The organism is Zhengella mangrovi (assembly GCF_002727065.1).
GTDB classification, from domain to species: Bacteria; Pseudomonadota; Alphaproteobacteria; order Rhizobiales; family Rhizobiaceae; genus Zhengella; species Zhengella mangrovi.
In genome coordinates this window covers 109558-124026 of the sequence record NZ_PDVP01000006.1, presented here as the reverse complement: position 1 = coordinate 124026, position 14469 = coordinate 109558, and the positions used below count along the sequence as shown (strand labels likewise).

Genomic DNA, 14469 nt, shown 5'->3' with positions numbered 1-14469 from the left:
AAGCACGGCAACGCAGCGCGCGGCGGACGGAATCCGGCTGCCGGCGGCTGCCGTCAGGACATGGAACGAGACAATGAACATACAGGAACTGAAGCGCGGCCTGCGTGGCGCCGCCATTGAAATCTTCGACCCGGCCTCGCGCCAGATCTGCGATGACCTCGTCTGGAACGGCCGCAAGCCGCAGCTCCGGCCCCGCTACGTGGTCCGGGCCGCGGAAGCCGCCGATGTCGCCAGGGCCATGGCCTTCGCCGCGGCCAACGGTCTCTCCGTATCGCCGCGCGGCGGCGGTCACAATTTCACCGGCATTGCCCTGAAGGGCGAGGTCGTCGTCGACGTGAGCGCGCTCGATCATCTCCAGATCGATGTCAGGGCGGGCACCGCGCTCGTCGGTCCCGGCGTGACCAACGAACGCCTGGCCGCCGCGCTGGCGCGCCATGGCTTTGCCTTTCCCGTTGGCCACTGCGCCACGGTGCCGGTCAGCGGCTATCTCTTGGGTGGCGGTGTCGGCTGGAATGCGGGCGAGTGGGGCATCGCCTGCTTTTCCGTCGTCGGCGTCGATGTCGTGCTCGCCGATGGAAGGCTGGTCCACGCCGACGACGAACACCACCCGGACATTCTCTGGGCGGCGCGCGGCGCCGGCCCGGAATTCTTCGGCGTCGTGACCGGATACAAGGTGCGCCTGTTCGAGGCGCCGAAGGCCATCCTGTCGAGCGTCCATGTCTATGCGCCGGGGGATGCCGCGGGCGTGGGCGAATGGGCGGAACGGGCAATGCGCCATGCGCCGGCCAACCTCGAGTTCACCGTCAAGGTGTCGGCCCCTCCGCCGGAAGCCAACGCGCCGGAAGGTGCCTTCGTGCTGGCCGTCATCGCCACGGCCTTCGCGGCAAGCGAGGCGGAGGCCCGCGCCATCCTGGACCGCCTCTTTGCCGACGCGCCGGCCACGGCCATGGAGCGCATGGACGCCATGCCGACACCCTTCGACGTGCTCTACCAGTTGACCTCGGTCTCGACGCCGGAAGGCAAGCGCTATGCCGTCGACACGCTCTGGTCCGACGCGTCCTTTGCCCGGATCCTGGCGAGCATGGTCGCTGACTATGCCCGCCGGCCGTCGCCCCACTCCTTCGCGCTGGTGGCTCTGCGCTCGCCCAACGCGAAGGCGCCCGGCGATGCCGCCTTTTCGCGCATCGGGGAGGTGTTCGCCAGCGTCTACACCATCTGGGACCGCGAAGCGGACGACGCGGCCAACATGTCCTGGCTGCGCCGGACCATGGGCGCCATCGAACCGGTCGCGACGGGAACCTACGTCGGCGAATCCGACCTCGAACGCGCAGACCGTCCCGTGTCGATCCATTCGCCGGCCGTGGTGGCCCGCCTGGCCGCCCTTTGCCGTCTCCATGACCCGCACGGCCGCTTCCGCTCGCTGACCGGGCCGGCGGCTGCGCGGCCGGCAGCCTGAACCCGGACGCGAAAAGGAGCAGACAGCATGAAAACAATCGCGAGAATCGCGCTTTGCGCGGCTGCGGCCCTGGCACTCCCGGTCATGGCACCGCGAGCCGGCGAGCAATCGGACCGGCTGGCCCGCGGCGCCTACCTCGTCTCGATCATGGATTGCGCGGGGTGCCACGCACCGCGCGGACCGGGTGGTGCCCCGGTCCCCGGCGCGGGTCTCAGCGGCGGCACGGTGGGGTTCGAGATACCCGGCCTCGGCGTGTTCTGGCCATCCAACCTGACGCCCCACGCGTCCGGCCTTGCCGGCTGGAGCGAAGCCGACATCATCCGCACGCTGAGGACGGGAACGGCGCCGGACGGCCTCGTCCTCGCGCCGGTCATGCCCTTCCCGGCCTATGCCGCGATGAAGGAGGATGACCTCGTGGCAATCGCGGCCTATCTCCGCTCGCTGGAACCGGAAGCGGGCACGGCGCAGGAACCGGTGGCGGACAGCAGCGCCGCACGGCTTCCCTTCTACCGGGTCACGCTGCCCGGTGCCGGTCAATAATACCTCGATCCGGCCGCGTGGCATCCCGCGTGGCCGGCCCGTGCCGGACCGGTCTCGTTCACCTGTTCGCTGCGTGAACGCGGATCCGGTCGGTCGTCAGCGCGCCATCGCCGGGAAGCCACTCGTAGGTCACCAGCGGGCCGTCCTTGCCGGCCGAATAGTCGAGGCAGAGGGCGTTGTGCGCCTGCAGGACCGGGTCGCCCGTCAGCCAGTAGTGGCCAAAAAACACCGGCCGGTCTCCGGCTGCATAGGTCTGTTCCAGCAGGGTGCCCGTCAGTGGCTCATCCGGCAGGACAGCGGGATCGGGCACCGACATCGCGATGTCGCGCCAGGTCGCCGCGTCGGCCTTCCACCACTGCAGCCGCACGTGGTGGCGAAGCTGGCCATCCTTGTCTTCGAAGGAATGGCCATCCGGAAGGCGGCCTTCCGGTCCCTTGGTGGTGGCCTCGACGAGATGAAACAGTTCGTTGTCTGTTGTTGCCGCCTCGATGAACTGCTCTTCCGACAGCACGCCGGTGGTCGTAAGGTCGCGCAACCGGTCGATGGTCGGCGTCATCCAGGAGGCATGCACCGCGCGGAAACCGTCGTCCTCGAGGAAGAGTGGCAGGCCGCGCATCCAGCCGATGGCCTCCTTCGCCTTGGCGCTGTCGAACGGGAATTCCGCGAGAAAGCTCCCGTGCTGCTTTTCATTTTTTTGGGAGTGGAGGCGCAGCGGTTCGCCATCCACCGGATTCACCGTGTGGTAGTGAATGGCGTTGAGTTCATGGTTTCCCATGACGGCGCGGGCCTTTCCGGCGTCGATGAGGTCGCGGACCGTGCGGATGACTGCCTCGTTGTTCGGGCCGCGGTCGATGAAGTCTCCCAGGAAGACGATGCTCCGGTCGGGGTCGGGATGGATCCAGCCGGCCGGCGTGCGCCGCCAGCCAAGGGCGTCGAGTGCGGTCATCAGCTTGGCGTGCTGGCCGTGGATGTCGGGGATGATGTCGATGGGTCCCATCGGGTCTCCTTTGGTCTGGTGAAGTGTCAGGTGTCTCGCGGGAGAGGTTAAGCCAATCCCGGCAAAGGCGGGCGCCGGTTTCCTGCCCGGTCCTGCAAAAAAAGACCGCGGCGGGCGAACATCGGGCGCACGAACGGCTCCGGAGATGCTCCAGGCAGCTTCGAAATGCTGGTTGCGACAGCCCGCGTTGATGCTCAGGGCAGCCGGCGGGGCACGAGGAAGAGCACGTCGAGATTGCGTCGCGGCCGGAAATCCTTCTTTTCGGCGCGGTAGAGCGTCGGACCGACCTTTCGCATGTCGTCCATGCAGAGGCTGACGAGGTTCCCGGTCGAGCCCTTGTCGACCGTCAGCGTGAACGTGCCGATCGGCCCGGCCCAGTTGGCGCCTGTCGAAAGGATGTATTCGATCCACTCCTCGGCGAAGAACAGCTTGCGGCCCTTGTCCCGCAAGCGCGCCCGCCGCACCGTGCTCACGAGGCTTTCCCCGATGCAATAGCGTTGCTCGTAGGCGCGCCGGCTCTCGCTGCTCATGTAGTCCTCGCCGATATAGCTTTGCGCGGCGCCGCCGACCGAAGGCTTGTAGCGAAGGGCAACGGTGATGTCCTTTCGGGCGGGAAAGGTCTGCGTCCAATAGTAGGTCGTTCGGGTGGTCCAGAGCGGCCGGATGCGGAACTCGACCGGCAGGCCCGAGGTCAGGTTCGAATCGTCGATCAGCCCGTTTTCCCGCAATTGCTTCCGGGCGGGTTCGGATAGCCGGGCGAGGAGCCCTGGCAACTTTGCGTCATAGGGGGAGACCGGCAGGTTCAGGCTTCGCAGCAGCACGGTCTGGTCGACGCCCAGGACTTCGGCACGCTGTTCGACCTGGAGGGCAATCCTTTTTCCATCAACTTCGGCGTCGAAGGCAAGGAAATTCTGCGTGGCATCGGGTTCCGGGATGACGAAATTGTCCTCCTGCGACGGCACGCGGATGTCGGGAAGCGGAAAGGCGACCAGGGTCGTGACATCGGCGTCCGTGCGATTGAAGAAGCGGTAGGTGACCCGGATTTCCTTCATCGAGATGAAAAGATCCTCCGACGCCATTTCAATAGCTTCCGTGCGCGACAGCACGAGGCCGCCGGTTGCCAGGTGACCGACCGAGGCATTGGCATGCGCCGGTGGGGCCGGCGCGGCCATCGCCACGCAGGCGAGGGCGGCGAGCGTGGCGGGGAACTTCCGGCCGAACGGCGGGCGTTTCACCCAGGTGTAGCGTTTCTCCACGTGCGTCTCCGGAACAGGGGCAGGATGTCCGGAAATGATGACAGCAAACGTCCGCCCGGCATTGATGCCGCTCATTGCCCCGCAGGCAAAGCCGCACCATGCGCCGGGCAGACGCGGTGCATCACGCCGCCTTTGCCTCTTGTGTCTCGCCTGACCACCGCAGCCCCGGCCGGTAGCGGGCATCGATCCGCCCGTTCTTCAGGGCGAAGAGATGCAGCCAGCCGTTGTCGAACAGGTCCCGGACATCCGGGTGCCGCCGCAGCACGTCCGTGATGGCCTCGCGAGGTGCCTCGATCAGCACCGTCAGGCGCAGCGGTTCGTGCACCGGCCTGTCGCCGTCATGCACCGCCTGCAGCGGCAGGCCGGGGCGCAGGCGTCCGCCGTTGCCCTCGGTCACGCCGATACCGCCGACCACGTTGTGGATCAGCTTGTTGCCGCCGCCGAACACGGACGGCGCAACGGTGGAACCGTAGTATTGCAGGCTGATCCAGCTTGCCACGACCACCGGGGCGGTCAGGATCAGTTCGAGCGTGCCGAAACCGGTGTCGGCCTGCCAGTCGTAGCTGTGCAGGAAGGCGCGGCCGCCAAGGTTCCTGCCCGCCGTCGCCGCGCGCGGGGCTGCAATGAAGGCGCCGCAGCCGGCGAGGCCCCACTCCGGGCGCACCTCCGCCCAGTTCATGGCACGGGCGGCAATCGTCCCGGCCGAGGAACCGGGCAGCCGCGGCGCCCGCTCGGCGCGAGCGATCCGTCCGGCCTCGTTCAGCCAGTTGGCGACGGTCCGCAGGTCGCCGCCAGGACCGGACGCGGCATCGTCGCGGTGAAGGATGACCGCATCGGTCGTCGTGTTGTGCAACCCGGCAACGAACAGGGTGTCGCCGGGAATGTCGATGCCGTGGGCCGTCAGCCCGTTCCGCGTTTCCGGATCGTTGAGAAGCCCGGCGAGGAGCCGCGCGGACACCTCGCCGGTATACCCGCCGCAGGCGCCGCAGTGATAGGCGCTCTCATGCGGATTGTTCCTGGCCTGGGCGCCGTGGCCGAGCAGCAGCACCACCTTGCCGAAGGTGCCGGTCAGGCCCATCGCCCTGAGCACCCTGGCCGCCGTGCCGGCCTTTTCCTCCGCCGGCAGGCTGCCGCTGATCCGCGGCGCCGGTTCCGCGGTCGCGGTCTTGCCGGCGAGGCCAAGTGCATCCTTCACCAGGTTTGCCGCGTAATACGGCCCGGCCGATTCCACGAAGGCGAAGGACGAGACCGCGGCCTGCCGAAAACGGCCCCAGGCCCGCACCGTGCGCGCCGCGATCCGCACGTCGTGCTCGCAGGCCGCGCCGCAATGGCTCGTCGTCTGCACGGACGGCGCCAGCAGTACCGGCAGGTGCGCCTCGGCGACATCCGATCCGCTGGCCTTGTGGGAGACCGGCAGGCCGAAGAAACCGGCAAAGCCGATCGTCTCGATGCCCGGGTCCAGGCTTTCCAGTGCGCGGCGGAACACCTCCGACCGCACGTCGATGCAGAAGGCCGCCTGCAGGAACGGCCGGCTCTTTCCGCCCGCTGCGCCGGTGGCGGTGCCATCCAGCACTGCGGCGAGGCGCCGCTGATGGGCCCGGTCGGCCGCGTCCTGGAAAATGGCCAGGGCGATCTGCCGGGCCGATGGCCGGACAGGCTCACCATGCGCGGCGACCGTCTGCGCCCAGGAGTCGGCAACACCCGGCACATGGCGCAGCAGGGCCTCTTCCCAGAGGAGGCGGATCGCGAGCAGGCCGGCGAGCGTCTCGTCGTGACCGCCCTCCATCTCTGCCCGCCACAGGAGCCAGCGGGCATGCTGCGACCAGCCGCCGAGGTCCATGTAGAGCCGGTGGAAGGCCGTTTCCGCGGCCGCATCGCTCAGGCCGATCGTGTCGGCAGCCCGCAGGATCGCGCGCTCGGCGGTGTCCGGCGCGGCGCTGACATGGGCGCAGAAACCGGCAAGGCCCGCGATCTCCGGCGTCAGGTCATGGATGGCCCAGGTCCGCCAGGCCGCGTAGGCATCGGCGCCGGGCGCGGGCGCCCACAGGGCCTGGCCCTTGTCGAAATGCCCGGCCGCCCACAGCCCCACGGTCTTCTCGATGAGCGCTGGCCAGTCCGTGCCCGTCGCGGCCGCTGCCAGGTCGGCGATCGTCGGCAGCGCCGTGGCCGGTTCGGCATCCCGCTGGCTTGTGATCATCGCCTTCAGCGCATTGACGGAGGCCGGCTTCGAGGCATGGGGTGAGGCGTCCAGCGCGTCGGCGAGATCGCCATCGGTGATCCGCCCCTCGTCCAGCGCACGGGCATGGTCCGTCGCGCTCTGCGTCGCCTCGATGCCGGCAACGCGCATCAGCCTTGCCGAGGCCGTCGCCAGGTCCTCGCCCGCCTGGCCGAGGAACGGGTTGACGGCAACCGTGGCTTCCAGCGGGAAGGCCGGGGGGATCGCGCGGGCCGCGGCTTCTGCCGCCTTCATGATCTCGGCCAGCCGGGCCGGCACGATCCGGGAATGGTTCATGAACATGATCGTCTCCATCAGGTCAGGTGGTGGCCTTGCGGAAGCCGCCAATGGCGCGGTCCAGCAGGGCATTGAGGTAGAGGCCGTTGGCGAGATGCACCCGCAGGCCGGTCGTGGCCGGGTGATGGGCCCAAAGGGGAAAGAGTGCCTGGGCGAAGGCGACGAGGCCGAAGGACAGGATCGCCAGCACGATCAGCGCCCATTCCAGCGGGCCGGGTGATGGGGCCGGGGGCAGCGTGCTTCCCCACACGCCCTTGGCGGCGGCCTGGAAGGAGAAATAGGCGATGGCCGCGGCGACGGACGCCAGCACCGTGCGTCGCGTCAGGTCGGCCGGCGCCAGGTCGGCAAGTCCCTGGGCGACGAGATAGGCGACGCCGAAGATGAGGATCGCGCCAAGCGCGAGGGCCTGGGCGGATTTCGGGCCGAGCACGAAGGTGAACAGCGCCGCGATGGCGCCATACAGAACCAGGGCGAGCACGAAGGACCGGACCACGACCGACAGGCCCGGGATGGCCACGGGGCCGGGACGGCGAAGCGCCGCGACCGAGGACACCGCAGTGCCCGACGACAGGAAGGCATGGGCCTTGTAAAGCGAATGGGCGATGATGTGCAGCAGCGCGAGGGGCCACAGGCCCATGCCGCACTGAAGCAGCATGAACCCCATCTGCGAGACCGTCGACCAGGCAAGCGAGGTCTTGATGGCGCTTTGCGTCAGCATCACGGTGGCGCCGAAGAGCGCGGTGAAGCCGCCGGCAAGCACCAGCGCGGCCATGGCCCCGGGGTTCGCCTGCACCACGCCGGCCAGGGAGATCAGGATCACGCCGCCGGAATTGATGACGCCGGCATGAAGCAGCGCCGAGACGGGTGTGGGCGCTTCCATCACCTCGGTCAGCCAGCCGTGAAGCGGAAAGGCTGCGGTCTTGAGGGCTGCGCCAAGAACCAGGAACACGACCCCGAGCGTCGCGCCGATGCCGGTGCCGTGGGAGGCCGCGGCGGTGCCGAGCGCGGCGAGATCCCCCGTGCCGAAGGACAGGGCGATCAGCACGGCGGCCAGGGCGAGCGCCGCATCCCCGGCGTGCCAGGCCAGAGCGAACTTGGTGGCCGCCCGCCGCGCTTCCGGCCGTGCGGGGTAGAACACCAGCAGCCGCCGCAGCGTCAGGCCGACGGCGATCATGGCTGCGGAGAGCACCGAAAGGCTGGCGGCCTGGACGAAGACGAGCACCGCGGCCAGCGTTGCCAGCATGAGGCCGTGAAACGCGCCTTCGCGGTCCTCGCCGTCGAGATAGGTCCGGCTGTAGCGGATCACGATCCAGCCGATGAACGAGACGAGAAGGGCGAGCGCGAGGCTGACGGAATCGGCCCGCAGGCCGGTGAAGGCGGGTCCGTCGAGGATCCCGAGACGCGAGGCGCCGTTGGCAAGATACTGGAAAAACCCGGCGGCCGTCAGCACGAGCGCGGCGAAGGCCGCCATCTCCGACCAGCGAGGCAGGCCGCCGGGGCGCCGCCCGGGACGGGCGAAGGCGAGCACGGCCACGAGAAGGAGCACGAGGGGTGAGAGATAGGATAGCGACAGGGTGGATGCCATGAACCCTCTCCGGCAGGTTGGTGACACGAATGGCGTGCCCCTCTGTAGGGAATGGAAAGCATCAAGAAAATTTCATATTATCTTCAGAAACGTTCTGTATTATCGAAGAATGGCGACGCTCAACCTTCATCATCTCAGGCTTTTCCGCGCCGTGGCGCGCGATGGGACCCTCACCGGGGCCGCGCGCGCCCTGAACATCTCCCAGTCGGCGGTTTCAACGCAGATCAAGGCCCTTGAAGGGTCGCTGGGACACGACCTGTTCGAGCGCAGCGGACGCAACCTGGTCCTGACCGAGGCCGGCCGCATCGCGCTCGACCACGCCGAGGAAATCTTCCGTGCCGCGGAAGACCTGGCGGCGACGCTCCGGACCGCCGGGACCAGGCGGCAGGCGCTGAGGATCGGTGCCCTGGCGACCCTGTCGCGCAACTTCCAGATCGCCTTCCTCGACCCGGTGATCGGGCGGGACGATGTCGAGGTCGTGCTGCGCTCCGGTGCGCAGCCCGATCTTCTCCGCGCTCTGGAGGCCATGGCGATAGACGTGGTTCTGACCAATCTCGTTCCGGCGCGCGACGCCGTCAGCCCCTACCTGGTGCACAAGCTCGCGGAGCAGCCGGTAAGCCTGATCGGCGCACCCGACAGCAGGCTGGCGGGCCGCACCGTGAAGGATCTGCTGGAACGGGAAGTGCTGATCCTGCCGACGCCGGAATCGGCGCTGCGAGCATCCTTCGATGCCCTGCTGGCCCGGCTTGGCGTGGTTGCGAAGATCGCGGCCGAGGCCGACGACATGGCCATGCTGCGTCTGCTGGCGCGGGCGCGTGCCGGGTTGGCGGTGATTCCGCCCATCGTCGTGCGCGATGAACTGGCCAGTGGGGCGCTCGTCGAATATGCCCGGCTCGAGGGAATCACGGAGACCTTCTGCGCGGTCACCCTGCAGCGGCGGTTTCCGAACCCGCTGGTCGGCGAGGCGCTGTCCGCCTTCAGGGCTATTGATTAGAGCAATTCCAGCGAAAGTGGACACCGGTTTCGCGTCCGGAATTGCGGCGGGGCAAAGCAATTCCAGCGAAAGTGGCCCCCGGTTTCGCGTCCGGAATTGCGGTAAGGGCAAAGCAAATCCAGCGAAAGTGGCCCCCGGTTTCGCGTCCGGAATTGCGGTAAGGGCAAAGCAATTCCAGCGAGAGTGGTCCCCGGTTTCGCGTCCGGAATTGCGGCGGGGAAAAGCAATTCCAGCGAAAGTGGCCCCCGGTTTCGCGTCCGGAATTGCGGTAAGGGCAAAGCAATTCCAGCGAAAGTGGACACCGGTTTCGCGTCCGGAATTGCGCAGAAACGACAGCACGGAGCTTGGGAACGCTCCAGCGGGAAGCGCAAACGCTCCCGGCCGGGCGCGTTTGCTGGCGGATAGCGCAGAATGTGCATTGCACAAAATGTTAGCATGCGCAAAATGAAGGCATGAACGCCGCCCGGTCCACCATTGCCGTCATCGATACCAATCCCGCCCGCGCCGCCATCATCGAGGAAGGTCTGCGCAAGGAGGGCTATCATGATGTGCATGTGCTGACCGAGATGCGGGGCCTCGCGGCCCGCATCGCCGTACTGGAACCCGAGGTCATCATCATGGATCTCGGCCATCCGAACCGCGACATGCTGGAAGACATGCTCCAGGTCGCCAGGGCGGTGAAGAAGCCGATCGCCATGTTCGTGGACAAGTCGGATCGCCAGTCCATGGAAGCGGCGATCGAGGCCGGCGTCTCGGCCTATGTCGTCGACGGCTTCCGGCAGGACCGCGTACGCTCGATCATGGAAATGGCCATCAGCCGCTTCAACGCGTTTTCCCGCCTCGAGCGGGAACTGCAGAGCGCCAAGGATGCCCTGGCCGACCGCGATACCGTGGACCGGGCCAAGCGCCTCATCATGAAATCGCGGGGTCTCGATGAGGGCGCCGCCTATTCGCTTCTCAGGAAGACGGCCATGAACCAGAACCGCAAGATCGTCGAGGTGGCCGAAAGCCTGTTGCTGTCGGCAAGCCTGCTTGGCGGGCAAGGCGAGGACGAATGACGATGTTTGCGATCCGCGCCGCTTTCATCCCCCTGCTGGATGCCTCTCTGCTGATCGCTGCCCGCGATCTCGGCATGGCGGCAGAGCAGGGCATCGATCTGCAGCTCATGCGGGAAACCTCCTGGGCCAATGTGCGCGACCGGATGGCCGTGGGCCACGTCGACGTGGCCCACATGCTCGCGCCCATGCCGATCGCCGCCAATCTCGGCCTGACGCCGTTTTCCACGGCCCTGATCGCGCCGATGGCGCTGGGGCTGGGCGGCAATGCCATCACCGTCTCCCTCGCGCTGCACGAGGCCCTTGGCGCGCCGGGCAATCCCGATGATGCCGCGCGGGCCGGTGCCTTGCTTCACGCCGAGATCGGCCGCCGCGCCGCTTCGGGAAAACCGCTCCTGCGTTTCGGCGTCGTGCATCCGCATTCCTCGCATAACCTCGAATTGCGCTACTGGCTGGCCGCCTGCGGCATCGCGCCGGACCGCGACGTCGAGATCGTGATCCTGCCGCCGTCCTTCATGCCGGATGCCCTGGCGCAGGGTGACCTCGATGGCTATTGCGTCGGAGAGCCATGGAACACCGAGGCCGAGATGCGCGGCGTGGGGCGCATCCTGACGACCAAGCAGGCAATCTGGGCCAACAGTCCGGAGAAGGTCCTCGGCATGTCGAGCCGGTGGGCAGGAGAGAACCCGGATGCCGTCGCGGGATTGCTGACCGCGCTGTACCGAGCCGCGCGCTGGTGCGGCGATCCTGCCAACGGCGAGGCCCTGGCCGAAATGCTTGCCGCGCCGGAGGGGCTTGGCCTGGATGTCGGCCTCCTGCGCCAGTCGCTGGCCGGCCCCGCCCGGTTTGTCTCTTTCGAGCGTGCCGCGACCTTTCCATGGCAGAGCCATGCGCTGTGGTTCTATTCTCAGATGGTGCGGTGGGGGCAGGTGGCCCACAGTGCCGACCATGCCCGCATGGCGCGCCAGACCTACCGGCCGGACCTCTACCGCGCTGCCATCCTGGCAGCCGGCGGCGTCGTGCCGTCTGCCAATGCCAAGGTGGAAGGGGCGCTCTCCGGCCCCGGCCAGGTCGGCGCCAGCGGTGGCGCCCTGACGCTGGGACCCGACGGTTTCTTCGATCGCCGCACCTTCGATCCTGACCGTCTCGACGACTACATCGCTGCGCAATCGGTGCCCGCCTGACAGGCCGGATCGCCTGCCTTGAAATTGTGCAGTGCACATTTCATGCGCGAACCTTGGGCAATTTTTTAGCGTTTTCCCGCCCACCACCGCACTGGCAAGTTTCTGCAAATCCGGCAAAAATCTAAGAAAAACAGATAATTGATAGATTTTATCAGGAACTGGCACGGTTCCTGCTTTGATATTTCCAGATCCTCCCGGATTTGATTTTCGCGTCCAATGACGGGCGCACACAAGGCAAAGCCGCCGATCAGGCCCAAGGTGAACTCCCGGATGTACGGAGCACCAAGGGCCTGAACGGCGGCTTTTTTTATTCAACGCGGGCCGCGCGCCGCCAGGCGCAACCCGCAGAACCGGACAGAAAGACTGGGACCATGATCAACCGCCGTTACCTCCTCGGTTCAGCCGCTGCCATTTTCCTGGCTGTTCCGCTTGCTTCGGCAAGCGCGGAAATGCTCGACGTCGAAAAGGATGAACTGAAATTCGGCTTCATCAAGCTCACCGACATGGCGCCGCTCGCCGTTGCTTACGAGAAGGGCTATTTCGAGGACGAGGGCCTGTTCGTCACCCTGGAAGCCCAGGCAAACTGGAAGGTGCTGCTCGACCGGGTGATCACCGGCGAACTCGACGGGGCCCACATGCTCGCGGGCCAGCCGCTGGCAGCCACCATCGGCTACGGCACCAAGGCCCACATCGTCACGCCCTTTTCCATGGACCTGAACGGCAACGGCATCACCGTGTCGAACGAGGTCTGGGACCTGATGAAGGCGAACATCCCCGTTGGCGCCGACGGCAGGCCTCAGCACCCGGTCTCGGCCTCGGCCCTGAAGCCGGTCATCGACAAGTTCAAGGCCGAGGGCAAGACCTTCAACATGGGCATGGTCTTCCCGGTCTCCACGCACAATTACGAGCTGCGCTACTGGCTGGCAGCGGGCGGCATCAACCCCGGCTTCTATTCGCCGAGCGATGTTTCCGGCCAGCTCCAGGCCGATGCCCTTCTGTCGGTCACGCCGCCGCCGCAGATGCCCGCGACCCTCGAGGCGGGCACGATCTCCGGCTATTGCGTCGGAGAGCCTTGGAACCAGGCCGCCGTGTTCAAGGGGATCGGCGTGCCGGTGATCACCGATTTCGAGATCTGGAAAAACAACCCGGAAAAGGTCTTCGGCCTGACCAAGGAGTTCACCGACCAGTATCCGCAGACCACGCTGGCCATCACCAAGGCGCTCATCCGCGCCGCCAAGTGGCTCGACGAGAACGACAATGCGAACCGCAAGGAAGCCGTCGAGATCCTGTCGCGTTCCGAGTATGTCGGCGCCGACGCCGAGGTGATCGCCAATTCCATGACCGGGACGTTCGAATACGAGAAGGGCGACAAGCGCTCGGTACCGGACTTCAACGTCTTCTACCGCTACAACGCGACCTATCCCTTCTATTCCGACGCCGTCTGGTACCTCACCCAGATGCGCCGCTGGGGCCAGATCGCCGAATCCAGGCCGGATTCCTGGTATGACGAGGTTGCCCGTTCGGTTTATCGCCCGGACATCTACCTCAAGGCGGCACGCATGCTGGTCGACGAGGGTCTGGTCGATGAGGCCGACTTCCCCTGGGCGACCGATGGCTACCGCGAGCCGACCCCGGCTGCCGATATCATCGACGGCATTCCCTATGACGGCCGCCAGCCGAACGCCTATCTCAACTCGCTCACGATCGGCCTGAAGGGCGACGAGATCGTCGGCGGCTGACCGGCACGAACGCGGAGCGGTTCGCCGCGGACCGCTCCCGCATTTCTCCAGACATTCCGAAAGACCCCCACCATGGCACATGCAACCGACATCGCAACCGCACCGGCCCGGCGCCGGGAACGCCTGCTGCCGGCGATCAACAGGGCCAGCGGATGGCTGGACGCGCTCGGCTTCTCCTGGCTCGTCCCGCTCCTGAAAATGGCCGCCGGCGACAGCCCGCGCGAGCAGTTCGGCGAACTCAAGCGGGTCCTCGTCATCCCGCTCGTCGGCATCGCCGTTTTCCTTCTGGCCTGGGGCGTGCTGGCGCCGCAGGTGCAGACGTCGCTTGGCGCCGTGCCCGGCCCCGCCCAGGTCTGGTCGCAGGCCGTCAACCTCTGGGAAGACCACAAGGACGAGCGCCGCAAGGCCGCAGAGTTCTACGAGCGGCAGGAGGAGCGCAACGCCAGGCTCACCGCCGCCGGCAAGCAAGACCGCGTGAAATGGCGCACCTACACCGGCAAGCCGACCTATCTCGACCAGATCGGCACCTCGCTTGTCACCGTCGGCCTCGGCTTTGTCATCGCCACGCTGATCGCCGTGCCGCTCGGCATCGCGTCGGGCCTGTCGCGCAGCGTCAATGGCGCCATCAACCCGCTGATCCAGATCTTCAAGCCGGTCTCGCCGCTCGCCTGGCTGCCCATCGTCACGATGATCGTGTCGGCGGCCTATGCCGATCCGGTCGACTGGCTGCCCAAGTCGCTGCTGATCTCCGCCGTCACCGTCACGCTGTGCTCGCTCTGGCCGACGCTGATCAACACGGCACTGGGAGTCGCCAGCGTCGACAAGGACCTGATGAACGTCGGCCGCGTGCTGCAGCTTCCGACCGGCAAGACCATCACCAAGGTGGTGCTCCCCTCGGCGCTGCCGCTCATCTTCACCGGTCTGCGGCTGTCGCTGGGCGTGGGCTGGATGGTGCTGATCGCCGCCGAAATGCTCGCCCAGAATCCCGGCCTCGGCAAGTTCGTCTGGGACGAGTTCCAGAACGGCTCCTCGCAGTCGCTGGCGCGCATCATGGTCGCGGTGATCACCATCGGCATCATCGGCTTCCTGCTCGACCGGGTGATGTACGCCCTGCAGCGCGCCTTCACATTTTCGGCACAGCGCTAGGGGAG

11 protein-coding genes are annotated in these 14469 nt (G+C 67.0%); 7 read left to right on the top strand and 4 right to left on the bottom strand.

Annotated features, from left to right (window positions below):
• The first annotated feature begins 73 nt into the window (after nucleotides 1–73).
• Together CSC94_RS12095 and CSC94_RS12090 are read left to right on the top strand one after the other, a co-directional pair.
• On the top strand, nucleotides 74–1456 hold the full coding sequence (locus CSC94_RS12095) for an FAD-binding oxidoreductase (RefSeq protein ID WP_165784416.1): 1383 nt from the start codon (nucleotides 74–76) through the stop codon (nucleotides 1454–1456).
• Between the two features lie 27 nt (nucleotides 1457–1483).
• Nucleotides 1484–1996: a c-type cytochrome gene (locus CSC94_RS12090; protein ID WP_099306600.1), complete on the top strand. Its 513-nt coding sequence runs from the start codon at nucleotides 1484–1486 to the stop codon at nucleotides 1994–1996.
• Nucleotides 1997–2054: 58 nt separating this feature from the next.
• On the opposite strand, the gene CSC94_RS12085 is transcribed toward CSC94_RS12090, so the two are convergent.
• The 4 genes from CSC94_RS12085 to CSC94_RS12070 form a co-directional block, all read right to left on the bottom strand.
• Nucleotides 2055–2993: a metallophosphoesterase gene (locus tag CSC94_RS12085; RefSeq protein ID WP_099306599.1), complete on the bottom strand. Its 939-nt coding sequence runs from the start codon at nucleotides 2991–2993 to the stop codon at nucleotides 2055–2057.
• Between the two features lie 194 nt (nucleotides 2994–3187).
• Entirely contained in the window at nucleotides 3188–4249 is a 1062-nt protein-coding gene (locus CSC94_RS12080; RefSeq protein ID WP_165784415.1) for a DUF4424 family protein, read from the bottom strand.
• Between the two features lie 121 nt (nucleotides 4250–4370).
• The gene (locus CSC94_RS12075) at nucleotides 4371–6761 is read right to left on the bottom strand and encodes a YbcC family protein (protein WP_205853302.1); all 2391 of its coding nucleotides are present in this window, start codon (nucleotides 6759–6761) and stop codon (nucleotides 4371–4373) included.
• Nucleotides 6762–6783: 22 nt separating this feature from the next.
• The gene (locus CSC94_RS12070) at nucleotides 6784–8346 is read right to left on the bottom strand and encodes a proton-conducting transporter transmembrane domain-containing protein (RefSeq protein WP_099306597.1); all 1563 of its coding nucleotides are present in this window, start codon (nucleotides 8344–8346) and stop codon (nucleotides 6784–6786) included.
• Nucleotides 8347–8455: 109 nt separating this feature from the next.
• Between CSC94_RS12070 and CSC94_RS12065 the strand changes: the two genes are divergently transcribed.
• From CSC94_RS12065 to CSC94_RS12040, 5 genes are all read left to right on the top strand, one after another.
• A complete protein-coding gene (locus CSC94_RS12065; RefSeq protein WP_099306596.1) occupies nucleotides 8456–9340 on the top strand; it encodes a LysR family transcriptional regulator in 885 nt (294 codons plus the stop codon).
• Between the two features lie 452 nt (nucleotides 9341–9792).
• Nucleotides 9793–10398 carry an ANTAR domain-containing response regulator gene (locus tag CSC94_RS12055; RefSeq protein WP_099306594.1) on the top strand — a complete coding sequence of 202 codons (606 nt, stop codon included), beginning with the start codon at nucleotides 9793–9795 and terminating at the stop codon, nucleotides 10396–10398.
• On the top strand, nucleotides 10395–11579 hold the full coding sequence (locus tag CSC94_RS12050) for a CmpA/NrtA family ABC transporter substrate-binding protein (protein ID WP_099306593.1): 1185 nt from the start codon (nucleotides 10395–10397) through the stop codon (nucleotides 11577–11579). Before CSC94_RS12055 ends, CSC94_RS12050 begins: the two co-directional genes overlap by 4 nt.
• Nucleotides 11580–11950: 371 nt before the next feature.
• Nucleotides 11951–13318 carry a CmpA/NrtA family ABC transporter substrate-binding protein gene (locus CSC94_RS12045; RefSeq protein ID WP_099306592.1) on the top strand — a complete coding sequence of 456 codons (1368 nt, stop codon included), beginning with the start codon at nucleotides 11951–11953 and terminating at the stop codon, nucleotides 13316–13318.
• A gap of 72 nt (nucleotides 13319–13390) precedes the next feature.
• Complete coding sequence (locus CSC94_RS12040) at nucleotides 13391–14464, top strand: ABC transporter permease (RefSeq protein WP_099306591.1); 1074 nt, start codon at nucleotides 13391–13393, stop codon at nucleotides 14462–14464.
• Nucleotides 14465–14469: the final 5 nt, after the last annotated feature.